The 25,151-nt window shown below is 63.6% G+C and carries 18 protein-coding genes; 10 read left to right on the forward strand and 8 right to left on the reverse strand.

Going from position 1 to position 25,151, the window contains the following annotated elements:
- Positions 1–141: 141 nt before the first annotated feature.
- From RX331_RS11335 to hpaH, 6 genes are all read right to left on the reverse strand, one after another.
- Positions 142–1,770, reverse strand: coding sequence for a thiamine pyrophosphate-dependent enzyme (locus tag RX331_RS11335; RefSeq protein WP_317256644.1), 1,629 nt, complete (start codon positions 1,768–1,770; stop codon positions 142–144).
- Positions 1,771–1,798: 28 nt separating this feature from the next.
- On the reverse strand, positions 1,799–2,668 hold the full coding sequence (locus tag RX331_RS11340) for a fumarylacetoacetate hydrolase family protein (protein ID WP_317256645.1): 870 nt from the start codon (positions 2,666–2,668) through the stop codon (positions 1,799–1,801).
- Positions 2,669–2,679: 11 nt separating this feature from the next.
- A complete protein-coding gene (gene hpaD / locus RX331_RS11345) occupies positions 2,680–3,663 on the reverse strand; it encodes a 3,4-dihydroxyphenylacetate 2,3-dioxygenase (protein WP_317256646.1) in 984 nt (327 codons plus the stop codon).
- Positions 3,664–3,788: 125 nt separating this feature from the next.
- The gene (gene hpaE, locus RX331_RS11350) at positions 3,789–5,324 is read right to left on the reverse strand and encodes a 5-carboxymethyl-2-hydroxymuconate semialdehyde dehydrogenase (RefSeq protein ID WP_317256647.1); all 1,536 of its coding nucleotides are present in this window, start codon (positions 5,322–5,324) and stop codon (positions 3,789–3,791) included.
- The gene (locus RX331_RS11355; RefSeq protein WP_317256648.1) at positions 5,317–5,715 is read right to left on the reverse strand and encodes a 5-carboxymethyl-2-hydroxymuconate Delta-isomerase; all 399 of its coding nucleotides are present in this window, start codon (positions 5,713–5,715) and stop codon (positions 5,317–5,319) included. Before RX331_RS11355 ends, hpaE begins: the two co-directional genes overlap by 8 nt.
- A gap of 23 nt (positions 5,716–5,738) precedes the next feature.
- Positions 5,739–6,545, reverse strand: a complete 807-nt coding sequence (hpaH, locus tag RX331_RS11360) for a 2-oxo-hept-4-ene-1,7-dioate hydratase (RefSeq protein ID WP_317256649.1) — start codon at positions 6,543–6,545, stop codon at positions 5,739–5,741.
- 146 nt (positions 6,546–6,691) lie between these two features.
- Between hpaH and hpaR the strand changes: the two genes are divergently transcribed.
- From hpaR to RX331_RS11380, 4 genes are all read left to right on the forward strand, one after another.
- Complete coding sequence (gene hpaR, locus RX331_RS11365) at positions 6,692–7,231, forward strand: homoprotocatechuate degradation operon regulator HpaR (protein ID WP_317256650.1); 540 nt, start codon at positions 6,692–6,694, stop codon at positions 7,229–7,231.
- A 210-nt stretch (positions 7,232–7,441) separates the two neighbouring features.
- On the forward strand, positions 7,442–8,527 hold the full coding sequence (locus tag RX331_RS11370) for a malate/lactate/ureidoglycolate dehydrogenase (protein ID WP_317256651.1): 1,086 nt from the start codon (positions 7,442–7,444) through the stop codon (positions 8,525–8,527).
- A gap of 53 nt (positions 8,528–8,580) precedes the next feature.
- The gene (locus RX331_RS11375) at positions 8,581–9,360 is read left to right on the forward strand and encodes an HpcH/HpaI aldolase family protein (RefSeq protein WP_317256652.1); all 780 of its coding nucleotides are present in this window, start codon (positions 8,581–8,583) and stop codon (positions 9,358–9,360) included.
- A gap of 188 nt (positions 9,361–9,548) precedes the next feature.
- Complete coding sequence (locus RX331_RS11380; protein ID WP_317256653.1) at positions 9,549–11,075, forward strand: altronate dehydratase family protein; 1,527 nt, start codon at positions 9,549–9,551, stop codon at positions 11,073–11,075.
- Positions 11,076–11,081: 6 nt separating this feature from the next.
- Here the strand turns inward: RX331_RS11380 and RX331_RS11385 are convergent, their stop codons facing one another.
- Positions 11,082–12,032, reverse strand: a complete 951-nt coding sequence (locus tag RX331_RS11385; protein WP_317256654.1) for a lipase family protein — start codon at positions 12,030–12,032, stop codon at positions 11,082–11,084.
- 228 nt (positions 12,033–12,260) lie between these two features.
- On the opposite strand from RX331_RS11385, the gene RX331_RS11390 reads away from it, so the two are divergent.
- The 3 genes from RX331_RS11390 to RX331_RS11400 are packed head-to-tail and all read left to right on the forward strand — an operon-like array spanning position 12,261 to position 18,950.
- On the forward strand, positions 12,261–15,524 hold the full coding sequence (locus tag RX331_RS11390) for a transglutaminase family protein (protein WP_317256655.1): 3,264 nt from the start codon (positions 12,261–12,263) through the stop codon (positions 15,522–15,524).
- A gap of 28 nt (positions 15,525–15,552) precedes the next feature.
- Complete coding sequence (locus RX331_RS11395) at positions 15,553–18,075, forward strand: circularly permuted type 2 ATP-grasp protein (RefSeq protein WP_317256656.1); 2,523 nt, start codon at positions 15,553–15,555, stop codon at positions 18,073–18,075.
- Positions 18,072–18,950: a transglutaminase family protein gene (locus RX331_RS11400; RefSeq protein WP_317256657.1), complete on the forward strand. Its 879-nt coding sequence runs from the start codon at positions 18,072–18,074 to the stop codon at positions 18,948–18,950. The genes RX331_RS11395 and RX331_RS11400 overlap by 4 nt, the downstream gene beginning before the upstream one ends.
- A gap of 167 nt (positions 18,951–19,117) precedes the next feature.
- Here the strand turns inward: RX331_RS11400 and RX331_RS11405 are convergent, their stop codons facing one another.
- Complete coding sequence (locus RX331_RS11405; RefSeq protein ID WP_317256658.1) at positions 19,118–20,824, reverse strand: methyl-accepting chemotaxis protein; 1,707 nt, start codon at positions 20,822–20,824, stop codon at positions 19,118–19,120.
- Positions 20,825–21,305: 481 nt separating this feature from the next.
- Here RX331_RS11405 and RX331_RS11410 point away from each other — a divergent pair, with 481 nt between their 5' ends.
- The 3 genes from RX331_RS11410 to RX331_RS11420 all read left to right on the forward strand — a co-directional run bounded on the left by RX331_RS11410 (position 21,306) and on the right by RX331_RS11420 (position 25,149).
- Positions 21,306–21,905, forward strand: coding sequence for a hypothetical protein (locus RX331_RS11410; protein WP_317256659.1), 600 nt, complete (start codon positions 21,306–21,308; stop codon positions 21,903–21,905).
- Positions 21,906–22,030: 125 nt separating this feature from the next.
- Complete coding sequence (locus RX331_RS11415; protein WP_317256660.1) at positions 22,031–23,413, forward strand: ethanolamine ammonia-lyase subunit EutB; 1,383 nt, start codon at positions 22,031–22,033, stop codon at positions 23,411–23,413.
- A 149-nt stretch (positions 23,414–23,562) separates the two neighbouring features.
- A complete protein-coding gene (locus tag RX331_RS11420) occupies positions 23,563–25,149 on the forward strand; it encodes a B12-binding domain-containing radical SAM protein (protein ID WP_317256661.1) in 1,587 nt (528 codons plus the stop codon).
- Positions 25,150–25,151: the final 2 nt, after the last annotated feature.

Below are 25,151 nucleotides of genomic sequence, written 5' to 3' on the forward strand. Positions count from 1 at the left end.
TCCTCACGCGAACTGGGCCCCGGCTTAGCAGCGCACCGCTTCGCGCTGCGCTGCATCCGGGGCACGGCGAAGTGAAATAGCACATCAGAGAATCTCGAGATTCCGGGTTCGGTCCTACGAACCGCCCCGGAATGACGGTAACTACGGCTTCTGCGGATGTATGAACGCCCACGGTGAGACTTCCGAATCCGTCGGCACTTCCACCGAAATCACGTAGGGCCCGCCATCGGCCAGCGCCTTTTTCAGCGCCGGCTTGAACCGATCCGGCGAGGCCACGCGCGCCGCTGCCACGCCAAACGATTCCGCTAGCTTCACGAAATCCGGATTGACCAGATCTGACGCCACCAAGCGGCCATCGAAATGCTGGCGCTGGTCGCGGCGCACATTGCCGTAGGCGTTGTTGTTGAACACCAGCGTCACGATGCCGATGTTGAATTGCACGGCGGTCGACAGTTCCTGCACGCCGAACATGAAGCCGCCGTCGCCGGTGATTGCGACCACCGGCCGATCGGGGTTGGCGACCTTGGCGCCGAGCGCGGTCGGGAAGCCCGAGCCGAGCGTGCCCTGATAACCTGAGGTGATGAAGGTGCGGGGCTCATAGACCGGAAAGCCGTACCAGGAGGCGAAGCCGACCTGTGACAGCTCGTCGGTGACGATGGCGTTTGCCGGCAGCACTTCGCGCAGGATGTTCAGGTACGCCATCTGCGGCTGTACCTTTTGAATTTCCTGCTGTGCCGCCGCGGTCGCCTCGCTGATTTCGCCGCGCCGGCCACTGGTTTTGCTGTAGCCGGCCTTCTTCACGGCGGCGATGAGATCCGCCGTGCCGGCCTTCGCATCGGCGACGATGGCGGCGTCTGATATCACCCGGCGCATTTCGACGGGATCGATGTCGATGCGAACGGATTTCAAGCCCTTCGGCTGGTACGGCCAGCGGAAGCCGGAGGTCGGCAGCTCCATGCGGGTGCCGATCCCGATAATCAGGTCGGTATTCGGCCACAGCTTGTAGGCGGCGGCCATGGTCAGCCCGAGCTCGTGGGCATTGGATACGATGCCGCGGCCGCTGCGGAAGGCCACAACGGGCGCGTCGATCATTTCGGCGAGCTCGAGGATTTCCTCGCGCGCATCGATCGCGCCGCTGCCGACAAAGATCATCGGCCGCTTCGCGTCCTTGATCAACGCGGCGGCTGCCTTGATGCGGTCGGGATCGGGCTGCGGCGCGGGGAGGCGGTCGAATACCTCCGATGGGCCGACCTGCGCGCGCTGGGTGAATACGTCCCACGGCATTTCCACCGACACCGGGCCGCGGCGTCCCGACAGCATTTCCTGGAACGCGCGCGACACCACATTTGGTGCCGCGCCGGGATATTCGATGCGCTCGGCCCATTTCACGAAGGTGCGCAAGGTCGCGAGCTGATCCGGCATCTCGTGCAGATGGCCGCGTCCCTTGCCGAGAAACGACGTCGGCACCTGGCCCGTCACGCAAAGCACCGGCTCGTTGCAGCCGAAGGCGGTGAGCAGCGCCGCGCTGGCATTGAGCACGCCGGGGCCGGGGACCACGCTGAACACGCCCGGCTTGCCGGACGAGCGCGCATAGCCGAACGCCATGTAGCCGCACGCCTGCTCATGCCGCGCCCCGATCACCTTCAGCTGCGCCTGGTGGAAGGCGTCGAACAGGCCATAAACTTGCGCGCCAGGCAGGCCGAACACGGTGTCGACGCCATGTGCGACAAGACCGTTGACGATCGCTTCGCCGCCGGAAGTTGCTTTCATTGTACCGTCCACTCGCTTCTCAGGATTGTCAGGTTTCGTCGACCACGCCGTTCCTCAGCACGCCAACGCCCTCAGCCTCGATCTCGACGATGTCGCCGGGCTTGAGATAGCGCGGCGGATCGAACCGTGCGCCGGCACCGGTCGGCGTACCCGTTACGATGACGTCGCCCGGAACTAGCGTGGTGAAGGTCGAGAGATAGTTGATGAGGTAGCGGAAGCCGAAGATCAACCGCGAGGTGCGATCATCCTGCCGCGTCTCGCCATTGACCTTGGTGGTCAGGCGAATGTCAGCGATCTGGCTCTCGTTGGTATAGGGCACGATCCATGGCCCGAGACTGCCGGTCGAATCGAAATTCTTGCCCTGCGTGACATTGAATTTGGCGTGCCGCACCCAATCGCGGATGGTGCCTTCGTTGCCGAGCGTGATCGCGGCGATATGCTCCAGCGCGTCGCTCTCCTTGATGTGCCGGCCGGCCTTGCCGATGACCAGCACCAGTTCGCCCTCATAGTCGAGCTGCGCCGACGCGCGCGGCCGCACCAGCGGCGTGTTGTGGCCGACAAACGAGCGCGGCGTGCGCATGAACATGCTCGGATATTTCGGCGCGTCCTGCCCATCCTTGTATTCGGCGTTGCGATCGGGGTAGTTGACGCCGATGCAGATGATTTTTTCCGGCGCGGGAATCGGCGGCTGCCAAATGATCGCATCGAGCGCGTGATCCGGCTTAAGCCGCGCGCCGTCCTCGGCGAGCTTCATCAGCGCGCCCGCGGCGATGACCTCGCGCAGCGTCGGATAGTCCTTTCCGAACCGCGCCGAGAGATCGACGATGCCGTTATCGGTCACGGCGCCGTATTTGGAGGCGCCGTCGACGGTGTAGGCGGCAAGGCGGGGACGAGCCATATGCTATCCGATCAATCCGCAATGGTGACGTCGGCGACGAACGCCGGCTCGCGCACCTTTTGCCCGGTGAAGTGCGATCCTTCCTCGAACCAGGAGCGCGGCGCCGGTGCGCCCCACAGCGTCTGCCGCCGCGGGTCCTTCAGTGACCAGCGCAGCGGCTCGTGGTCGTGGTCGCCGGTGAAATAATCGCTGGTATAGAGTTCGAGCCGATGGCCGTCGGGGTCGCGGACATAGAGGAAGAATGCGTTCGAAATGCCGTGGCGCCCCGGGCCGCGCTCGATGTTCTTCAAATAGCCACTGGAGGCCATCACGTCGCAGAGATGCAGCACGTTCATGGCCGTGGGCACCCAATACGCAAAATGGTGCAGGCGAGGGCCGCGGCCGTTGGTGATGGCGAGGTCGTGGACATTGCCCTTGCGGTGCATCCAGGCTGCAGCAATCCGTCCGTTCGGCCCGTCCTCCTCGCCATATTCGGTCAGCCGGAAGCCGAGCCGCGCATAAAAGTCCATGGTGCCCTGAACCTCGGGCGCGAAGATGTTAAAGTGATCGAGCCGCTGCGGATGGCAGCCCTTGTAGAGGTCGTAGCGCCGCAAGAGATGTGGGCGCTTTTCCATCGTCGCATAGAGCTCGAGCTGGAAGCCGGCGGGATCGGTGAATTGCAGCGTGCGGCCCTGGAACGGCTGATCGGCGAAGGCATAAGGGATGCCGCTCTCGGAGAAGAACGTCGCAGCCCGGTCGAGATCGCCGTCATTGCCGACCTTGAAGCCGAGCCGGCTGCAGGCCGCCGTAGCGGCCTTCCGCAGCACCAGCGAGTGATGCTGATGCTCCTCGCTGCCGCGCAGGTATACCGCCTTGTCGTCGGCGTCCTCGACATGGAGGCCGACGGTGTTCTCGTAGAAGGCGCGGCTCTTGCCGAGGTCGACGACCTCGAGCACGGCATGGCTGCAGCGGATGATGTTGAAGGGGGGATCGAAGACGTGTGTCGGAACGGGCATGTGGTTTCCCTGGCTTGAGGCGTCATTCCGGGATGGTGCGTAAGCACCAGACCCGGAATGTCGAGGTTCTCAGGTGCGCGAAGCGCACCGTAGTCCGCTTCGCGCCCCGGAACGACGGTGGCTGCTTACACTCCCAGTCTCTGTATCTTATGCGTCCCGCGCGCGAGCGAGACGTGCTTGGTTTCCATGTAAAAGTCGAACGAGTAGTCGCCGCCGTCGCGGCCGATGCCTGACGCTTTCATGCCGCCGAACGGCGTCGGCAGATGGCGGACGTTCTCGGAGTTCAGCCAGATCATGCCGGCCTCCAGCGCGTCGGCAACGCGCAGCGCGCGGCCCATGTCGCCGGTCCAGACATAGCCGGTCAGGCCATACTGCACGCCGTTGGCGATCTCGATCGCGTCCTTTTCGTCCTTGAACGGGATCACGGTCAGGAACGGCCCGAATACTTCCTCCTGCGCCACCCGCATCTTGGCATGCGCACCGGTGACGAGCGTCGGCTGCACGTAATGGCCGCCACCGGGCCCACCATGCGGCTTGCCGCCGACCGCGATGGTGGCGCCGTCCTTTTTCGCGACGTCGAAATAGCTGCAGACTTTTGCGAGGTGCCGCTCGTGGATCAGCGGCCCGATTTCGGTCGCCGGATCGAGGGGGTGGCCGACCTTCAACGCCTTCACGCGCGCGGTGAGCTTTTCGACGAACTTGTCTGCAATGCTCTCCTGAACTAGGAGCCGGCTGGAGGAGGTGCAGCGCTCGCCGTTCAGCGAGTAGATCATGAAGACGACGGCATCGAGCGCGCGGTCTAGGTCGGCATCTTCGAACACGATCACCGGGTTCTTGCCGCCGAGTTCGAAATGCACGCGCTTCAGGGTAGGGGCGCCCTGCGCCATGATCGCCGAGCCCGTCACGCTCTCGCCGACAAAGCCGATTGCCTTGATGGCGGGGTGTTCGGTCAGCGCCTTGCCGGCTTCCTCGCCGAAACCGTGGACGGTGTTGAGCACGCCGTCGGGCAGGCCGGCCTGCTTGGCGAGTTTGGCCAGCAGGTCCGCCGTCACCGGCGACCATTCCGCCGGCTTGTGCACGACGGTGCAGCCGGCCGCGAGTGCGGGCGCAATCTTCCAGGTCGACAGCATGAACGGCGTGTTCCACGGCGTGATGACGCCGACTGGGCCGATCGGCACCCTCGTCGAGATGTTCCAGTGCTCCTCGGAGGGCGTGTTGAGGCCGTCTCTCGCCTCGGCGCATTTGTCGGCGAAGAAGCGGAAGTTTTCCGCCGCCCGGATCGCGGCCTTGGCCATGAAGCGGTGGGCCTGGCCGGTGTCGATGCATTCGAGCACGGCGATATCGTCGGCGTGGTCCTCGATGGCATCGGCGACGCGATGCAGCAGTTTCCGCCGCGCCGCCGCCGAGACGTCACGCCAGGACTTGAAGGCCCGCGCCGCTGCGTCAGCCGCGCGGTCGATGTCTTCGGAAGTGCCGCGGGCGACGGACGCCAGCACCGCGCCATCGACCGGCGACTTCGTCTCAAACGTTTGTCCCGAGGCCGACGGCACGGTCTTGCCGTCGATCATGTGGCCGATGCCCTCGCTCTTTAATTTGGCGAGAAGGGGGCCGACGCGGTCGCGGTTGGCCTGAAAGGCGTCTTTAGGTGTCACCTTATCCATGGGCATTCTCCACCTTCAGGGCTTCGTGGATGTTGTTGCGTTTCCAGCTTGTTTCCTTGTCGTTGATCAGCATGTCGAACGACAACGCGAACTTCTCCTTCGCAAACACCGGATCGAGATAGGCGGAAAGGGCCTTGAAAATGTGCTCGCCCGCCTTCTTGCGGGTGGCGAGGTCGCGGCCCTCGCCGAGGCGGAGCATCATGTCGAGGAAGGCGTAAGTCTGCCGGCCGTCAGCGATCGCATAGTGCTCGCATCTGATGGCGCGGACTCGGATGCCGCCGAGCGGGAAGATGCCGGTCTCGACCGCAGCCTTGCGAACCAGTTCCACGACCGCGCCCATATCGAGGCGCCCATCGAGATTGCCTGAATATTCAATCGTGAAGTGCGGCATGTTGCGATGACTCTCTTAAAGCCTCAGGCGAAGTAGCAGCTCACCGAACCGTAGGGGCCATAGTCGGCCAGGATGGTGTCGCCCTTGCGGGTTTCGATCGGGCGGATGAACGATCCCGCCAGCACGACCTGTCCCGCCTCTAGCGCCAGCCCGTTCGGCGCGATCTTGTTGGCGAGCCAGGCCACCGACGTCGCGGGATGGTTGAGAACGCCGGCCGCCAGCCCGGTTTCCTCAAGCTGGCCGTTGCGGAAGCAGAGCGCGCCGATCCAGCGCAAATCGGCATCCAGGGGGCGGATCGGGCGGCCGCCGAGCACGATGCCGGCATTGGCGGCGTTGTCAGCGATGGTGTCGAAGATTTTCCGCGTCGCCTTGGTCTCTCGATCGACCCGCTCGACGCGGGTATCCAGAATCTCCAGCGCCGGCACCACGAAGTCGGTGGCATTGAGCACGTCGAACATGGTGCAATCAGGCCCCGAAAGCCGCGACTTCATCACAAACGCCAGTTCGGCCTCGACGCGGGTGCCGATGAAGCGGTCGGACGGCACAAGGCCGCCGTCGGCAAAGAACATGTCGTCGAGCAGGATACCGGAATCCGGCTCGTCGATGTTAAGCGCGCTCTGCATCGCCTTCGAGGTCAGGCCGATCTTGTGGCCCTTCACGACCCGGCCCTGCGCGACCTTCATCTCGATCCAGGCTTTCTGAATGGCGTAGGCGTCCTCGATCGTGATGCCGGGGTGTGCGAGCGAAAGCTGGCGAATCTGCGTGCGGGCCTTTTCGGCCTGATCAAGCCGCTCGGCAGCGCTTCGGATCTGGTCTTGGGAAAGGGCCATGGCTGCGTCCGGGGCAGGCGGAAAAAGCAGGTGCGGAAATTTGTTTAACATGTTAAGTTATCCGGCGCAAACTGATTTGATGCTTGTTGCGCCGCAAAACTTTATCTTTCGCGGACTCCACGATTCCGGATGTGGGACGGCTGAAGATGGCAGGGAAGAAATCGCCGAACGGATCGCGTTCGGAGCAGGAGGGAGCGCTAGAGCCCCGCCGCGGGCCGATGCGCGAATTCTCCCGCTCGCTGCCGATGTCGCTGCTGCGCGCGCGCGAAGCTGTGATGCGCCAGTTCCGGCCGTCGCTGCGCAACCATGGCCTGACCGAACAGCAATGGCGGATCCTGCGCGCGCTGACCGCGGTCGACACCATCGAGGTCACCGAACTGGCGCGTGTTGCCTTTCTGCTCGGACCGAGCCTGTCGCGCATCCTGCGCGATCTCGAAGGGCGCGACTTGATCGAGCGGCGGACCGCCAAGGCGGACATGCGCCGCGGGGAGGTCTCGATCTCGTCCAAGGGATTGAAGCTGATCGAGGCGGTGGCGCCGACGTCGGAGGCGATCTACGCCGAGATCACCAATCGCTATGGCGCGCGCAAGCTCGGTGAATTGCAGGACATGCTGGGCGAACTGGAGCGCAGCCTCGCGGCGATGGAGGTAGCGGGCGAGGGCGACGTGGCGGCTGAGGATGAGTAAGCGCAAATTTGCATGAAGCTACCGGCCCGATGCATAGCGGCCGGGCAAATGATTGCAATCATTTGGCTAATGCGATCGTCGCGAGTAGACATGCGCGTGATTTTTCGCTCAAAGTGCCGGTCAAGCCGGTCATCAAAACCGGCGCGGGAAGCGAAGGGTGTGCCGCCGATAGGCTGGCGTCCCGGGCAAGGAACAGGCTGAAATCCGGACATGGTCACAATAAAAGTCAACAAGCTGATCGATTTCGTTGCCGAGGTTTTCTCGCATGCAGAATCCTCGCCCGAGGAAGCAAGGCGTATCGCGACCTATCTGACGACGGCCAATCTCACCGGACATGACAGCCACGGCGTGATCCGCGTTCCCGTCTATATCCGCTGGAAGAAGACCGGGAACGTAGTTCCCAACCAGACTCCCGAGATCGTCGTCGATACGCCCTCGCTAGCGGTGGTCGACGGCAAGTTCGGCTACGGCCAGACCGTGACGCCGTTCGCGGTGCGGACCGGCATCGAGAAGTGCAAGAAGGCGGGACTGTCGGCGATCGCGCTGCGCAATGCCGGACATATCGGCCGCGTCGGCGACTGGGCGGAGATGGCCGCCGCCGAAGGGCTGGTGTCGGTGCACTTCGTCAACGCCGCCGGCTCGCTGCTGGTGGCGCCGTTCGGCGGCGTGCAGAAGCGGCTCTCGACCGCGCCTTACTGCGTCGGCATTCCGCGCCAGGGGCAGGACCCGATCGTGCTCGATTTTGCGACTTCCATCGTCGCCGAGGGCAAGGTTCTGGTGGCGAGCCGCGGCGGCAAGAAGCTGCCGACCGGCGCGCTGGTCGATCATGATGGAAAGCTGAGCGAGGATCCTGCCGTGCTCTACGGACCCTACACCCCGGACGGGCCGCGCGACCACACCAAGGGCACCGGCGCGATCCGCGCCTTCGGCGAGCACAAGGGCTCGGGCCTTGCTTTCATCTGCGAACTGCTCGGCGGCGCGCTGACCGGCACCGGCGCCACCTCGGGCGGCCGGCAGTTCGCCAACGGCATGCTCTCCTTCTTTGTCGATCCCAACGTGATCGACACCGTGGGCTTCTTCGACGGCGAAATCTCGCGCTATACCGCTTTTATCCGGCAGACCAAGCCGATCGCCGGCGTCGAGAGCGTATTGGTGCCGGGTGACCCCGAACGGAAGACGCGCGCCGAGCGCACCAGGAACGGCGTGCCGCTGCCCGACGATACCTGGGCCGCGATCGTCAACACCGCCCGCGAGGTCGGCGTCAGCGAAACCGCCATTCAGCGCGCCACATCGTGATTATTCGTCATTGTTCGCCGTGACGGCCACCAGATCAACAAAAGGAGCAGATAGTGACAACAAACAACGTCAAGAAAGTATGGGCCTCCGGCAAGGCCGTGGTGAACGCGTGGCTCGCGATCCCCTCGGGCTTCTCGGCCGAAGTGATCGCGCAATGCGGCTTCGACAGCGTCACTGTCGACATGCAGCACGGCGTGCAGGATTATCTCTCGATGGTCCAGTGCTTTCAGGCGATGAACGGCCATCCGGTAACCCCGATGGTCCGCGTGCCCTGGAACGAGCCCGGCATCATCGGCAAGGTGCTCGACGGCGGCGCCTATGGCGTGATTTGCCCGATGATCAATACCCCGAAGGAGGCGAGCGATCTGGTTCAGTTCGCGAAGTATCCGCCGAAAGGCACGCGTTCCAACGGCCCGATCCGCGCCGGCATGTACGGCACTGCCGGTTCCTACCAGAAGACCGCCAATGACGAGATCGTGCTGCTGCCGATGATGGAGACCAAGACGGCGGTGGAGAACATGGAAGCGATCCTCGACGTCGAGGGCATCGATGGCGTCTATATCGGCCCGTCCGACCTCGGCTTCTCCTATGGCCTGGTGCCGAAGCTCGACCGCGACGAGCCGGAGATTTTGAAGATCTACGAGAAGATCATCAAGGAATGCGGCAAGCGCGGCCTCAACCCGGGCATCCACTGCTCCGGCGCCGAAGGCGCAGTGCGCGCCATCAGCATGGGCTTCAAGCTGGTGACGCTGTCGAACGAGGTCGGGTTGATGTCGACCTATGCCAGGATGCAGGTGAATCAGACGAGGAAGGATTCCGGCGGAAAGGCGTAAGCTCTTACTTCTCCCTCGCCCCGCTCTTGCGGGGAGAGGGTCGGGGTGAGGGGCCTCTATCCGGCGAGCACTGCGCCAGTGATTAAGTCACTGCCTTGCCCCTCACCCGAATTCTCGCGTTGCGAGAATTCGACCTCTCCCCGTAAAGAACGGGGAGAGGTAAGAGGCTGAACCACAGGAGACACCCCATGACCAGTCCAGCCCCCGTCATCCGCCTGCATCCCGACGATGGCGTGCTGATCGCGCGCGCGAGCCTGCCGCCGGGCATGGTGGTGGCCGACGGCGTCACCACGACCGAACGGATTCCGGCGGGCCACAAGGTCGCGATCAGGCCGATTGCGGTGGGCGAGCCGGTGCGCCGCTACGGCCAGATCATCGGCTTTGCCACCGCGCCGATTGCGCCGGGCCAGCATGTGCATACACAGAACTGCGGCATGGGCGATTTCGCCAAGGACTATGCCTATGGCGTCGATGTCAAGCCGGTGCCGAATTTCGATCTGCCGGCAACCTTCGAGGGCATCCGCCGCGCTGATGGCCGCGTCGCGACGCGCAACTATATCGGCATCCTCACCTCGGTGAATTGCAGCGCCCATGTCGCCGGCATCGTCGCCGACATGTTCAAGAAGAATCCGTTCACCGGCGACAATCCGCTGGCCGACTATCCGAATGTCGACGGCGTGGTGGCGCTGACCCACAAGACCGGCTGCGGCATGACGCAGAACGAGCCGCTGGCGCTGCTGCGGCGGACGCTCGGCGGTTACGCGCGGCACGCCAATTTCTCGCACGTGGTCGTGCTGGGCCTCGGCTGCGAGGTTAACCAGATCGGCGGGCTGATGGAAGAGCAGAAACTCGCCGGCCGCCTGCGCGCGATGGACATCCAGGAAGTCGGCGGCACCCGCAAAACGGTGGAAGCCGGCATTGCCTTCGTCAAGGAGGCGCTGACCGACGCGAACAAGGTCAAGCGCGAGCCGGTGCCGGCCAGCGAACTGACGGTGGCGCTGCAATGTGGCGGCTCCGATGGCTATTCCGGTGTGTCGGCCAATCCCGCGCTCGGCGCGGCGAGCGATCTCCTCGTGCGTCACGGCGGCACCGTGGTCCTCTCGGAAACGCCGGAGACTTACGGCGCCGAGCATCTGTTGACGCGCCGCGCGGTCAGCCGTGAGGTCGGCGAAAAGCTCGTCGGCCTGATGCGGTGGTGGGAGGAATACACCAAGCGCGAAGGCGCCGAGATGAACGCCAATCCGAGCCCCGGCAACAAGGCCGGCGGCCTCACCACGATTCTGGAGAAGTCACTCGGCGCGATGGCCAAGGCCGGTAGCACCAACCTGGTCGATGTGCTCAACTATGCCGAGCCGATCACCAAGAAGGGTTTTGTCTTCATGGATACACCCGGCTACGACCCGGTCGCGGCGACCGGGCAGGTGGCAGGCGGCGCCAATCTCGTCTGCTTCACCACGGGACGCGGCAGCGTGTTCGGCTGCAAGCCGGCGCCATCGATCAAGCTTGCCACCAACACGCCGATGTACAAGCGGATGGAAGACGACATGGACGTCAATTGCGGCACCATCCTCGACGGCGAGGAGACGGTGCAGCAATGCGGCCAGCGCATCTTCGAGCTGATGCTGAAGACGGCATCGGGCCAGCCGACCAAGAGCGAGAGCTTCGATTTCGGCAGCGCCGAGTTCGCGCCATGGGTGCTGGGCGCGACGATGTAAGTGCCGCTATGCGAGCGGCATCTGCAACGCGCGGAAGTAGCTGGCCGGAACGTGGTCGCGCACCGCTTCCGGAAGGTCGTTAGTGGGATCGTCGAGAGTTCGCGGATCCATTCTCTGAAGTATCTTGAGGCTTGGCATATGCCCGACGATGTCGAGAACGGCATTGATCGCAGCCCCGATGAAGTTGTCCGGTTCGTTTCCATCGCTTTTTGTTGGTGCCGGTTCCGTAAAAATCGAACGCTGCGGGCAATGGAGTAGTCGCCCGACGTGATCGAACTCACCGAGCAAGCTGCCGAACACGCCACCGACTGAACTCGGTGGAACGCTCGCGACGATGTCCTTGCCGTGGACGAGGCGGAACGTGCAGTTGCGAAGGCTGGGTCCGTAGTTGTTGAAAAATTGCCGACCGCCCGCTCGCGCACCGCCATAGGTGTAGACGGCTGTGACTTGAAAGCCGGCGTCCCGTGCAAGCATTGCTGAAATGGTCGCTAGCGCGCCGCCCAGACTGTGCCCGGCAAAAAACAGCGGCTGTTGGGCGTGCTCGCTCCTGATCGCGTTTTCGACCCTGAGCTGGACTGACTGGGCGGCCTCGGCGAATCCTTCGTGAAGTCCTTCCCGAGTTTGTCTGGCGCGGATATCGGTAATCACATCCTGGGGCTTGAGCGGATCGGTACCGGCAAATGCGACAAAGGTCGCGCCTTGCCCGCGGGCGACGATGAAGCATCCCTTTGGCCGAAACGATCCCGGAATGAGTTCGTTGGAACCGAAGTCCAGAAACTCCAGTCCAAAGCGCCTCAGGATTCTTTTTATCTTTTCGGAATCATCGGTCTCGTAGGCCAGTTGCGCCAGCCACATCATGGCTTGGGCATTTCCCAGCGTAAAATCCGGGTTGGCCGTGAAACTCGCGAGCGCATCACCGCGATAAGTCTCTTCAGGCAGTCTGACTAGAAAGCTCATCAGCCAGGTCTCCTGTTCGTCCGCGCCCTCAAATGGCGGTCCTCGATCGTCAACAAGGAGGTTCACTGCAGCGACAGTAATCAACAATCAATAATCAACCAAAGGTAGTCTGACGGAGTCTACGCCGCGATACCAGCCCGCGCCATAGGCACTTCATGCCCGTTGTTAATGCTTGATCCCATCCGGAACCGGTGTTCTGCTTAAAAAAGCCGCTGGAGTCTCCGGTCCGTGTCGATCTTCGTCGCACTGCATCACGTCACGCAATACAAATACGACCGACCGATCGACCTCGGCCCGCAAACCGTGCGCCTGCGCCCGGCGCCGCATACGCGCACCCCGATCCTGAGCTATTCGCTTAAAGTTTCGCCCTCGTACCATTTCGTGAACTGGCAGCAGGATCCGCAAGGCAACTGGCTGGCGCGGTTCGTGTTTCCGGAGAAGGCGACCGAGCTCAAGATCGAAGTCGACTTCACCGCGCAGATGACGGTGCACAATCCCTTCGACTTTTTTGTCGAGCCTTACGCCAGTTCGTTCCCGTTTCCCTATACCGCCGATCTCAAGACCGAACTGGCGCCCTATCTGGCCACGACGGAGCAGGGGCCGCTGTTCGCGTCGTACCTGAAGGAGATTCCGCGCGAGGCCGATAGCACGGTCAACTTCCTGGTCGAGCTCAACGCCAAGCTTGCGAAGAAGATCAAATATGTCATCCGGATGGAGCCTGGCATTCAGACCCCGGAGGAGACTCTGGCGCGCGGCTCCGGCTCGTGCCGCGATTCGGCGTGGCTGCTGATCGAGACGCTGCGTCACCTCGGCCTCGCGGCTCGCTTCGTCTCCGGCTATCTCATTCAGCTGCGTCCCGATATCGATCCGGTCGAGGGCCCGCGCGAGGTCGAGAATGATTTCACCGATCTGCACGCCTGGGCTGAGGTCTATCTGCCCGGGGCGGGGTGGATCGGATTCGATGTGACCTCGGGCATGCTGACGGGCGAGGGGCATATCCCGGTCGCAGCTACGCCACATTATCGCTCGGCGGCACCCGTCTCGGGCAGCGCCGGTTTTGCCAATGTCGATTTCGGCTTCGAGATGAGCGTGAAGCGCATCCGCGAGGCGCCGCGGATCACGCGGCCGTTCTCCGACGAATCCTGGGCGCGGCTCGATGCGCTCGGCGAACAGGTCGATGCCGATCTCGCCCGTGACGATGTGCGCCTGACCATGGGCGGCGAGCCGACCTTCGTGTCCATCGACGATCTGGAATCGCCGGAATGGAACATCGCCGCGATCGGTCCGACCAAGCAGGGGCTGGCGGACGAACTGATCCGCAAGCTGCGCACGCGGTTCGCGCCGGGCGGGCTGTTACATTACGGACAGGGCAAATGGTATCCAGGCGAAAGCCTGCCGCGCTGGGCCTTCGGCCTCTACTGGCGCAAGGACGGCGTGGCGATCTGGAAGAACGCGGACCTGATTGCGGCGATCGACAATCCGCGCAAGGCGACCATCGAAGAGGGCAAGACCTTCACGGAAGCGGTGGCGAAGCGGATCGGCCTCGATGCCGACTATGTCATGCCGGCCTATGAAGACCCCGTGCACTGGCTGCAGCAGGAGGCTGCGCTTCCCGTCAACGTTGATCCAAGCGATTCCAAGTTGACCGACGCCGAGGCGCGCGCGCGGATAGCGCGGGTGTTCGATCAAGGGCTCGACAAGCCGCGAGGCTTCGTGCTGCCGGTCCAGCACGCGGACATTGATGCTTCCGCCTGGACGAGTGAACATTGGCAGCTCCGGCGCAGCCATCTGTTTCTAATCCCCGGCGATTCACCGCTCGGCCTGCGGCTCCCGATGGCATCGCTGCCGCACGTTCCGCCGGAGGAATATCCTTACGTCGTCGAGCAGGATCCGATGGAAGCGCGGTTGGAGCTTGCGGCCGAGGAGCAGACGGGATCCAAAGGTGGGCGGCGGCCGAACGCAAGGTCCAAGCCCAAGCCGGTGCGCACCGCTACCGCGGTCGAAATCCGCGACGGCGTGCTGTGTGTCTTCATGCCACCGGTCGAGAAGGTCGAGCATTATCTCGAACTGGTTTCGGCGGTGGAGGCGGCCGCCGAGGAGATGCAGATCGCGGTTCATGTCGAGGGCTACGGGCCGCCCTATGATCCGCGCATCGAGGTCATCAAGGTGACGCCCGATCCCGGCGTCATCGAGATCAACGTCCAGCCGGCACAAAGCTGGCGCGAGGCGGTCGATATCACATTTAGCCTGTACGAGGATGCCGCAAAGGTCCGGCTCGGCGCCAACCGCTTTCTGGTCGACGGCCGCCACACCGGCACCGGCGGCGGCAACCATGTCGTGGTCGGCGGCTCCACGCCGCAGGACTCGCCGTTCCTGCGCCGTCCTGATCTTTTGAAGAGTCTCGTATTGTATTGGCAGCGCCATCCGTCGCTGTCCTATTTCTTCTCCGGCATGTTCATCGGCCCGACCAGCCAGGCGCCGCGCATCGACGAGGCGCGGCATGACGGGCTCTATGAACTGGAGATCGCGCTTTCGCATGTGCCGCCGCCCGGCATCGAGGCGCCGCTATGGCTGGCCGACCGGCTGTTCCGGCATATCCTGGTCGACATTACCGGCAACACCCATCGCGCCGAAATCTGCATCGACAAGCTCTATTCGCCTGATGGGCCGACCGGGCGCCTCGGGCTGGTCGAATTCCGCGCGCTCGAAATGCCGCCCGATCCCAGGATGTCGTTGGCGCAGCAGCTTCTCATCCGCGCACTGATCGCAAAGCTCTGGCGCGAGCCGCAGCAGGGCAAGTTCGTGCGCTGGGGCACCGCGCTGCATGACCGCTTCATGCTGCCGCATTTCCTCTGGGAGGATTTTCTCGGCGTGCTCGATGAGCTCAGGCTCTCTGGCTACGAGTTCTCGCCGGAATGGTATCAGGCCCAGCTCGAGTTTCGTTTTCCGGCGTTCGGCCGCGTCCATCATGGCGGCGTTGCGCTCGAATTGCGTCAGGCGCTGGAGCCCTGGCATGTGCTTGGCGAAGAGGGCTCGGCCGGCGGCACCGTGCGCTACGTCGATTCTTCCGTCGAGCGGCTGCAGGTCAAGGCGACCGGCTTCGTCGAGGGCCGCCACATCATGACCTGCAACGGCAGGCGGATGCCGATGACGCCGACCGGGCGCTCTGGTGAAGCCGTCGCGGCGGTCCGTTTCAAGGCATGGCAGCCCGCCTCGGGGCTGCATCCGACCATTCCGGTCCATGCACCCCTGACATTTGACTTAATTGATACCTGGAACGGCCGCTCGCTCGGCGGCTGCGTCTACCACGTCGCCCATCCCGGCGGCCGCAACTACGAGACCAAGCCGGTCAATTCCTACGAGGCGGAGGCGCGGCGGCTGGCCCGCTTCCAGGATCACGGCCACACCCCGGGCAAAATCGACCCGCCGCCAGAGGAACACACCGTTGATTTCCCCTTGACGCTCGACTTGAGGACGCCGCTCCTGATCTAATCGGAGGCGATGGTCTCGGGGAATCGGAATGTCAGGCCAAGGCACCAGTCAAGGCAACAATCAGGAGAGCAGGGCCCGGCCGGGCCAGCGACGGATGGCGCAATGGAGCCGCGACTATGCGCGGCTGCCCGGCATCCCCGACGAATATATCGGCCCCGACGGGGCGCCACGGCCGGCCTGGAGCCGCTTCTTCGACGCCTTTGCGGGGCTGTCGCCCGTCGACATCGAGCGGCGATTTGCCTCCGCCGACCGCCACCTGCGCGAGGCCGGCGTCACCTATCGGGCGCCCGGCGAGACCGCCGACCGGCTGTGGCCGCTCAGCCATCTGCCGCTGATCATCGACGAGGCCGACTGGCGGCAATTGACCACCGGCATCGCGCAGCGCGCGCAATTGCTCGAAATGGTGCTGCGCGATCTCTATGGCGAGGGGCGGCTGGTGGCCGATAGCGCGGTGCCCGCCGCCGCGATTGCCGGCAGCAGCGAATATCTGCGCGCAGTTTGCGGCGTCAAACCGCCGGGCAACCGCTATCTGCATTTCTATGCCGCCGATGTCGGCCGCGGCCCCGACGGGCGCTGGTGGGTGCTCAACGACCGCACCCAGGCGCCATCGGGCGCCGGCTACGCGCTGGAAAACCGCCTGGTGCTGTCGCGGGCCTTTTCCAGCCTCTACAATTCGATGAATGTCGAGCGTGTCGCGCCGTTCTTCGAAGCCTTCCGCGAGAGCTTGCGCGCCAGCGCCGACCGCGACGAGCCACGGATCGGGCTGTTGACGCCCGGCGTCTTCAGCGAAACCTACTTCGAGCACGCGACGCTGGCGCGCTATCTCGGCTTTCTCCTGGTCGAGGGCGATGATCTCGCCGTCAGCGGCGACCGCATCCATATCCGCACCGTCGCTGGCCTGAAACGGCTCGACGTGCTCCTGCGCCGGGTCGATTCCAATTTTCTCGATCCGCTCGAGCTCGATGCCTCCTCGCATCTCGGCGTGCCCGGCCTGATCGACGTGTTGCGCAAGGACGGCGTCGTCGTCGCCAATATGCCGGGCTCGGGCGTATTGGAGGCGAGGGCGCTGCTCGGTTTCCTGCCGAGCCTGTGCCGGCGCCTGCTTGGCGAGACCCTGATCATGCCGCACATCGCGACCTGGTGGTGCGGGCAGAAATCGGCGCGCGACGAGGTGCTGTCGCGGATCGAGGACTTTGCGATCGAGGGCGCCTATGGCCGCGCCGTCCCCGGCTTTTCCAATCATGGACCCGTGCTTGCCGGCGAGCTGCCGCCCGCCGAACGCGACCGGCTCCGGCAGGCAATCACCGACCGCGGCATCGATTATGTCGGCCAGGAACTGGTACGGCTGTCGACGACGCCGGTGTGGGAGGACGGGCGGATCACGCCACGTCCGTTCGTGCTCCGTGTTTTCGCCGCCGCAACCCCGAATGGCTGGACCATCATGCCCGGCGGTTTCTGCCGGATCGCCGAGCAGCCCGATGCCCGCGCCGTGTCGATGGGCGATGGCGCGCGATCGGCGGACGTCTGGGTGGTATCCGACAAGGCGGTGGCATCGTCGACGCTGCTCCCCGCCGCCGACACCGTGCGGATCAGGCGCATTGCCGGCGTGGTGCCGAGCCGCGCCGCGGACAATCTGTTCTGGCTCGGGCGCTATCTCGAGCGCGCCGAGGCGACGCTGCGGCTGATCCGCGCGCTCGGCACCTCGACGCGCAATTCCGCCAACGGCGCATCTGCCGCGCTGCCCTCGGTCGAGCGCATCCAGCGGATTCTGGTGAGCTGGGGCGCCACGTCGCAGACGACGCGAACCAACCCGGCACGGGTGATCGCCGAGGCGCTGCAGAGCGAGCAGAAGTTCGGCTCGGCGCTCTCGCTGGTGCGATCGGTGCAGCGCACCGCAAGCTCGCTGCGCGAGCGGCTTTCGCCGGATGCCTGGCAGATCATCACCGAGATGGTGGAGCGCCTCGCGCTGCAGGTCGATGACGACGACAGCATCGTCAGTGCCGCCGAACTGACACTGCAGGAACTGGCGAGCATCGCGGGCCTGGCGCAGGAGAACATGAACCGCGCCGCCGGATGGCGATTCCTCGACATGGGCCGCCGTGCCGAGCGCGCCATCAACACAGTGCGGTTTGCCCGGCAGTTCGCCTACGACGAGGCCGGCGAGGAAGACCTCGACATGCTGCTGACGCTGGTGGATTGCCAGATCACCTATCGCTCGCGCTATCTGGTCGGACCGGCGCTGGCGCCGGTGCGCGATCTGGCGGTGCTCGACCCCTATAATCCGCGCTCGGTCGCGTTCCAGGTCGCCGCGCTGAACGACCATATCGCCGCGCTGCCGAGCCTGAAGGAGTACGGCCTGATCGAGCGGCCGCAGCGGCTGGCGGTGGCTTTGCAGGCAACGCTGACCACGGCGGAGGCTGCGACGCTCGATGTAACCAGCCTGTTCTCGCTCGAACAGGCGCTACTCAATCTCGCCGATGCCGTCGGCCAGCATTACTTCCCGCACGGGCCGCACGCCAGCCGGCCCGAAAAGCTGACGGGCCTTGCGTGATCTACGACATCCGGCATGTCACGACCTACGCTTACGACAGCCCGGTGAGTTTTGCGCGCTGTTCGCTGCGGCTCGAGCCGTGGAGCGGAGCTGGCCAGCAACTGATTTCCCATACTGTCGAGATTCGGCCGCGGCCGGCCGAGCGCACGGTGCGGCGGGATTTTTTCGGAACCCATACTGAGAGCGTGCTGATCGAGGCGGCGCATCGCAATTTGCGCATCGATTCCCGCTCGCGCGTTTCGGTCGCGCGCAGGGCGCTCGATCGTGCGGCGCCGAGCCCGTCGTGGGAAGACATCCGCGACGCAGCTTTCGAATCCAACAGCCTCGGCCCGATGTCGCCGGTCGGCTACGTCTTTGCCAGTTCGCTGGTGCAGGTGGAGGCGTCGGTCACCGCCTATGCCGCCGCAAGCTTTGCCCCCGGCAACGGCATCGTTGCCGGCGCCGCCGATCTGATGCGCCGGATCCGCGGAGACTTCAGATATGACCCCAAGGCAACGGTGATTTCGACGCCGCTTCGCGAAGTGTTCGAGAAGCGTCACGGCGTGTGCCAGGACTTTGCCCATGTGATGATTGCCGGCCTGCGCGGGCTCGGCCTGCCAGCGGCCTATGTCAGCGGATATCTGCGCACCATTCCGCCTCCGGGCCAGCCGCGCTTGCAAGGCGCCGACGCGACGCACGCCTGGGTGTCCGTGTGGTGCGGCGCCGACATCGGCTGGATCGGTTTCGATCCAACCAACGACCTCATCGTAGAGAACGATCACATTATACTGGCCGTCGGACGCGACTTCTCCGACGTCTCGCCGATCGACGGCATCATCGTCGGATCGCGCAAGCAGAAGCTCGGCGTTGCCGTGGACGTGCTGCTGGTGGAGTGAGAAAGAAACGTGATTCCGTCATCACCGATGAGTGAGGCGATCTCCACCCGTCATTGCGAGCGAAGCGAAGCAATCCATCTATCCCAACGCTGAGACATGGATTGCTTCGCTACGCTCGCAATGACGAGGAAAGAGCTAGCTTCACATCCTCTCAGCCGTTCGCTTGATCACGTCCCCGTCTTGCGCATCTGCTCGGAAGAATCCGCGCGCAAATTGCGGAAGAATTTCTCGACCTCGCGGGACAGCGTATCGGCAGTTGCCGTCAGCTCGTTGGAAGCGGTGAGGACGGAGGCGGCCGCCGTGCTGGTCGTGCCGATCGATTCGCTCAGCGAGTTGATGTTGACCACCAGCGTTCCGTTGCCTTGCGCCGCCAGTTGGGCGTTCGACGAAATCTCGCGGGTCGCGGAATCCTGCTGCTCGATCGCGCTGGCGATGATCGAGGTGACCTCGTTGATCTCGCGCACGGCGTTGCCGATTTCGCGCACCGCCTCGACCGAGGTCTTGGTCGAGGTCTGGATCAATCCGACATTCTGGCCGATCTCGGCGGTCGCCTTGGCGGTCTGTTCGGCCAGTGCCTTGACCTCATGGGCGACCACGGCGAAGCCGCGGCCGGCATCCCCGGCGCGCGCGGCCTCGATGGTCGCATTCAGCGCCAGAAGATTGGTCTGCTCGGCGATCGCCTGGATAAGGTTGAGCACGCCGTCGATGCGCTGGGTCGCAGCCGCAAGCCCTTCGATTTCGGCCACCGACTTGTCGGTGCGCTGGCCCGCCTGCTCGACCGCGCCAGCCGACTGGCGGACCTGGCGGCCAATTTCCTCGACGGAAGCGGACAACTCTTCGGCGGCGCTGGCGACGGCGGACACGTTGCTGGACGCCTGCTCGGTCGCGCCGGAGGCGGCCACCGCGCGGCCGCGGGCGTCGGAGGAGACGCTGGCAATGGTCTGGGCGGTGTCGCGCATTGCGGTCGCATTGTCGGTGACGGCACGTACGACGCCGCCGATGGCTTCGCGGAAGGCGTCGACGGAGGCCTCGATGTGGCGGGAGCGCTCGTCGCGCGCCTTGGAATCCTCCAGCACCTGCGAATTGAGATTGCGGTTGCGATCCATCGCCTCCTGGAAGATCTTGATGGCGCGCGCCAGCGCGCCGATCTCGTCGGCGCGGCCGGTGTGCGGAACCTCGACGCCTTCGGCACCGTCGGCGACCTGCTTGATCGTCGAGGTGATGGCCGACAGCGGGCGCGCGATCGAGCGCGCGATGATCAGGACGCCGATGACAACCACCGCCAGCGCCATGATGCCGAGGCAGGTCAGCACAAAGGCCAGTGTGTGGTTGGTGTCGGTCTGCTGCGCCAGCTTCTTGCTGCGCTCGGCATAAACTTTCGAAAGCGCTTCGAGATCCTTGTTCAGCGCGGTGCGCACTTCGCGGTTGGCGTCGTTGTCGCCCCATTCGCGCCCCGCAGCCCCGTTGATCTCGACGCCGCGGCGCACCAGCTCCTTACGGAAGTCGACGAACTGCTCGATGCGCTTTTTGAAGGTCGCGAACTGCTGGGCATCATCGGCCTGCACCAGCGACTCCCAGTTCTTGACGACGTCGAGGATGCGCGCGTTGAATTTGAGCAGCCCGTCGCCGTATTTCTTCACGACGGCAGGTTCCGACGACATGTAGATGCCGCGCGATTCCATCACGACCGCATAGACAAGCGAGTTGATGCGCTCGACATTGAGCGCTGCGCGGCTGGCGATCGAGACCGCTTCGGTCAGCTCGGCGTTCTGGCGGGTGTTGTAATCGGACAAAGCGGTGATGGCCGCGACCAAGACCGCGAACAGCGCGAAGATCGAATACAATTTGGCTGCAAGCGAAAACCGGGATGCCATGGGGTCACCAAAAACGAGCAGGGATATTGCAATTCAGGGGTAGCAATACGCCGGCGCAGGTCCAGCGAATGCCGCCAACATCGGCAAAGTGTGCTGAATTTTGATGGACATTGTCTTAACGCGCGAAATCTGGAGATCTGCAACTAAAGCCGAATAAACCAGTTATTTCAGCCAATTGCGCATCGCGGCGTTTTGCCTGCTCGGGAATATTTGGTAGCTGTGCACGACCACAACGAGTCATTGGCATGCCACGACAATTGCCGGTCGCTGGTTCGGCGGCCATCAGGATCAGCGGACAATCAGGCTAGTGCCGGCAACCAAAAATGGTTTCACGGTACTTCACGCAACCAGACAGAATGGATCTCACCAGGCGCAGCCATCGTCAGGCTTCCCTTCACCGAATCAAGATAGACAACGGGCAGGGCGGCGGAAGCGGGCCGACTTCGCCGCGCTGTTTCGACTGTGGTGGAAACTGGAACTGATGACTCAAACTGCTGCCCTGTCGGGCAATGCCGATCTCTATCTTCACGTACGGGTGCTGATCGGAATCATCCTTGGGCTCAGCGTGACGCGCCTGGTCAGCGGCATCGCGGCAATCGTCCAGCATCCCAAGCGCTACCGGATATGGCCTGTGCATCTTGGCTGGGTAGCCTGGGCGCTGGTGAACGTCGTCACGTTCTGGTGGTGGGAATTTCGCTTAAGCCTGATCCCGCACTGGACGTTCAGCCTTTACTTCTTCGTCTGCACCTACGCGTCGATGTACTTCTTCCTCAGCGCGCTGCTCTTCCCGCTGGATCTCGAGGAATACAAGGGCTACCAGGACTACTTCCTGTCCCGCCGGCACTGGTTCTTCGGTTTTGCGGCACTCACCGAGGCGCTCGATGTGGTCGATACCTGGGTCAAGGGCGATGCGCATCTGCAGTCGCTCGGACCTGAGTATCTTGTGTCGGTCGGCATATTCATAACGCTCTGCGGTGTCGCCTCCATGACGCGCAATGTGAAATTCCACATACTGTTTGTGTTTGCCGCGCTCGTCCATGAGATAAGCTTCTTTGCGCGCTATTATCATACGCTGAACTAGTTGGACGCAGCGGCCCGGCGGCTGCGCCGTGCCCTAAAAATCGCCAATCTCTTCTTCCGCATCGTCGCGCGCATGGTGATAGGATAGCCTTGCCATCAGGCTGATACGGTTTTGGGAAACTCAGCATGGTCTATCGCCAGCTCATCGGTGCGACCTCCTACGTGTTCGGCGATTTGCGCGAACTGCTCGCCAAGGCGGCGCCGCCGCGGTCGGGTGACCGTCTTGCCGGCGTCGCGGCGGCAAGCGCGGAAGAGATGATCGCAGCGCGCATGGCGCTCGCCAACCTGCCGCTGAAGCAGTTTCTCAACGAGGCGGTGATCCCTTACGAGGACGACGAGGTCACGCGACTGATCATCGACACCCACGCGGCGCAGGCGTTTGCGCCGATCTCGTCGTTCACCGTCGGCGGCTTTCGCGACTGGCTGTTGTCCGATGCCGCGACCAGCGAAACGCTGGCAAAGGTCTCGCGCGGGATCACGCCGGAGATGGCCGCCGGCGTCTCCAAGCTGATGCGCAACCAGGACCTGATCCTGGTTGCGAGCAAATGCGCGGTGACCACGGCGTTCCGCAACACTATCGGCCTCAAGGGACGGATGAGCGTGCGGCTGCAGCCCAACCATCCCTTCGACGACGCCAGGGGTATTACCGCCTCGATCCTCGATGGCATCCTCTTAGGCTCAGGCGATGCCTGCATCGGCATCAATCCGGTGAGCGACGATCCGGCCGTGATTGGCGAGCTGCTGCGGCTGCTCGACGGCATCATCTCGCGATTGCAGATCCCGACGCAGGGCTGCGTGCTCACCCATGTCACGACGACGCTCGGCTTGATCGGGCAGGGCGCCCCGGTCGACCTAGTGTTCCAGTCGATTGCGGGAACCGAGGCCGCTAACCGTAGCTTCGGCGTCGATCTCAAGCTGCTCCGCGAGGCGCGCGAGGCCGGGCTGTCGCTGCGCCGAGGCACGGTCGGCAACAATGTGATGTATTTCGAGACCGGGCAGGGCTCGGCGCTGTCGGCCAACGCGCATCACAATGTCGACCAGCAGACCTGCGAGGCGCGGGCCTATGCGGTGGCGCGCGCGTTCGATCCGCTGCTCGTCAACAGCGTGGTCGGCTTCATCGGTCCGGAATATCTCTATGACGGCAAGGAAATCATTCGCGCCGGGCTCGAAGATCATTTCTGCGGAAAGCTGCTCGGCCTGCCGCTTGGCGTCGACGTCTGCTACACCAATCATGCCGAGGCCGATCAGGACGACATGGACAATTTGTTGACGCTATTGGCCGCCGCCGGCGTCACTTTCATCATGGGCGTGCCCGGCGCCGACGACGTCATGCTGAACTACCAGTCGACCTCGTTCCACGACGCGCTCTATGTCCGCGACCTCTTCGGATTGAAGCGTGCGCCGGAATTCGACGACTGGCTGGTTCGCACCGGCCTCGCGGGCGCCGATTTCCGGCTTGCGGGCGACGCGGGGCTGCTTCCCGAATTTGCCTCACGGCTGATTGCCTGAGGGCCCGCCGGGCTTTGATCCTTGCCTTCATATTTTCTTGAAACCAATTGAACTCGCAGCGAGTTAGGGGCCACTGTCACAATATTGAAGAATTGCTGGCCCAGTTTTCAATGTCGTGCTTAAATCCATGGCAGCTTTGAGGAAATTTGATGAGAGCTGAAGGCATCGGAACGGTACGGCGTATCCTGTGCGTCTTCCCGCGCTACACGTCTTCTTTCGGTACGTTCGAGCATGCTTATCCCCTGACCGACGGCGTCCAGGCGTTCATGCCGCCGCAGGGCCTTCTCTTGATCGCGGCCTATCTGCCGGCGAACTGGCCGGTCCGCTTCGTCGACGAGAATATTCGCCCTGCGACCAGGGAGGACTTCGAATGGGCGGAGGCTGTGTTCGTCAGCGGCATGCACATCCAGCGCCAGCAGATGAACGATATCTGCCGCCGCGCGCACGCCTTCGATCTCGCCGTGGCGATCGGCGGACCGTCGGTAAGCGCGTGTCCGGATTATTATCCCTCGTTCGACTATCTGCATGTCGGCGAACTCGGCGACGCCACCAACGAACTACTCTCGCGTCTGGCGGATGATCCCTCGCGCCCGGCGCAGCAGGTGGTGCTCAAGACCAATGACCGGCTGTCGATGACCGAGTTTCCGATCCCGGCCTACGAGCTGGCGGAAGTGAAAAAATATCTGCTAGGCAGCATCCAGTTTTCCAGCGGCTGTCCCTATCAGTGCGAGTTCTGCGACATACCAGGCCTCTACGGACGCAACCCGCGCCTGAAGACGCCCGAGCAGATCGTTGCCGAACTGGACCGCTTGCGCGAATGCGGCATGACCGACACGATCTATTTCGTCGACGACAATTTCATCGGCAACCGCAAGGCTGCGCTGGACCTGCTGCCGCACCTGATCGAATGGCAGAAGCGGACCGGCTATGTGGTGCGGCTGGCCTGCGAGGCGACGCTTAATATCGCCAAGCGGCCCGAAATCCTGGAGAAGATGCGCGAGGCGCAATTCGTTACCGTGTTTTGCGGCATCGAGACGCCGGATCCGGATGCGCTGCACGCAATGCACAAGGACCACAACATGATGGTCCCGATTCTCGAAGGCATCCAGACCATCAATTCCTACGGCATGGAGGTCGTCTCCGGCATCATCATGGGGCTCGACACCGACAAGCCGGGCACCGCGGATGCGCTGCTCAAGTTCGTCGATGACTCGCGGATACCGCTGCTGACGATCAATCTGCTGCAAGCGCTGCCGAAGACACCGCTGTGGGATCGGCTGGAGCGCGAAGGACGTCTGGTCGACGACGACGGCCGCGATTCCAACGTCGAATTCCTGATGCCCTATGAGGAAGTCATCAGCTCCTGGAAGCGATGTATGGAGATCGCCTACGAGCCCGAGAAGCTGTTCGCGCGCTACCAGTATCAATGCGAATATACCCACGCCAACCGTATCAAGGTGCCGGTGGCACCTGAACTGAAGACATGGCCGAACATCCGCCGCGCGCTGATCATGCTGCGCAACATCTTCTGGCAGGTCGGCGTGCTCGGCGATTACAGGCGCGTGTTCTGGAAGTTTGCATTTCGACGGCTCCGGCGCGGCGACATCGAGGGGTTCATCGGCTCGGCTACCATCGCCCATCACCTGATCAAGTTCGCGCGCGCCGCATCCGGCGGCCAGCAGAACGCGTCGAACTATTCGATCCGGCTGCGCGAGGCCTCGGTCCCAGCCGAGTAGCA

Origin of the sequence: Bradyrhizobium sp. BWA-3-5 (assembly GCF_032917985.1) — a bacterium.
In the GTDB taxonomy this organism is placed as follows: Bacteria; Pseudomonadota; Alphaproteobacteria; order Rhizobiales; family Xanthobacteraceae; genus Bradyrhizobium.

Excerpts from the sequence above, each read along its gene's own strand:
- hpaR (WP_317256650.1), top strand. The coding sequence starts at position 6,692 with ATGGCAGGGAAGAAATCGCCGAACGGATCGCGTTCGGAGCAGGAGGGA.
- RX331_RS11340 (WP_317256645.1), bottom strand. The coding sequence starts at position 2,668 with ATGGCTCGTCCCCGCCTTGCCGCCTACACCGTCGACGGCGCCTCCAAA.
- RX331_RS11395 (WP_317256656.1), top strand. The coding sequence starts at position 15,553 with ATGTCAGGCCAAGGCACCAGTCAAGGCAACAATCAGGAGAGCAGGGCC.
- hpaH (WP_317256649.1), bottom strand. The coding sequence starts at position 6,545 with ATGGCCCTTTCCCAAGACCAGATCCGAAGCGCTGCCGAGCGGCTTGAT.
- RX331_RS11355 (WP_317256648.1), bottom strand. The coding sequence starts at position 5,715 with ATGCCGCACTTCACGATTGAATATTCAGGCAATCTCGATGGGCGCCTC.
- hpaE (WP_317256647.1), bottom strand. The coding sequence starts at position 5,324 with ATGGATAAGGTGACACCTAAAGACGCCTTTCAGGCCAACCGCGACCGC.
- RX331_RS11385 (WP_317256654.1), bottom strand. The coding sequence starts at position 12,032 with ATGAGCTTTCTAGTCAGACTGCCTGAAGAGACTTATCGCGGTGATGCG.
- RX331_RS11405 (WP_317256658.1), bottom strand. The coding sequence starts at position 20,824 with ATGGCATCCCGGTTTTCGCTTGCAGCCAAATTGTATTCGATCTTCGCG.
- RX331_RS11420 (WP_317256661.1), top strand. The coding sequence starts at position 23,563 with ATGAGAGCTGAAGGCATCGGAACGGTACGGCGTATCCTGTGCGTCTTC.
- RX331_RS11370 (WP_317256651.1), top strand. The coding sequence starts at position 7,442 with ATGGTCACAATAAAAGTCAACAAGCTGATCGATTTCGTTGCCGAGGTT.
- RX331_RS11415 (WP_317256660.1), top strand. The coding sequence starts at position 22,031 with ATGGTCTATCGCCAGCTCATCGGTGCGACCTCCTACGTGTTCGGCGAT.
- RX331_RS11380 (WP_317256653.1), top strand. The coding sequence starts at position 9,549 with ATGACCAGTCCAGCCCCCGTCATCCGCCTGCATCCCGACGATGGCGTG.
- RX331_RS11410 (WP_317256659.1), top strand. The coding sequence starts at position 21,306 with ATGACTCAAACTGCTGCCCTGTCGGGCAATGCCGATCTCTATCTTCAC.
- RX331_RS11335 (WP_317256644.1), bottom strand. The coding sequence starts at position 1,770 with ATGAAAGCAACTTCCGGCGGCGAAGCGATCGTCAACGGTCTTGTCGCA.
- hpaD (WP_317256646.1), bottom strand. The coding sequence starts at position 3,663 with ATGCCCGTTCCGACACACGTCTTCGATCCCCCCTTCAACATCATCCGC.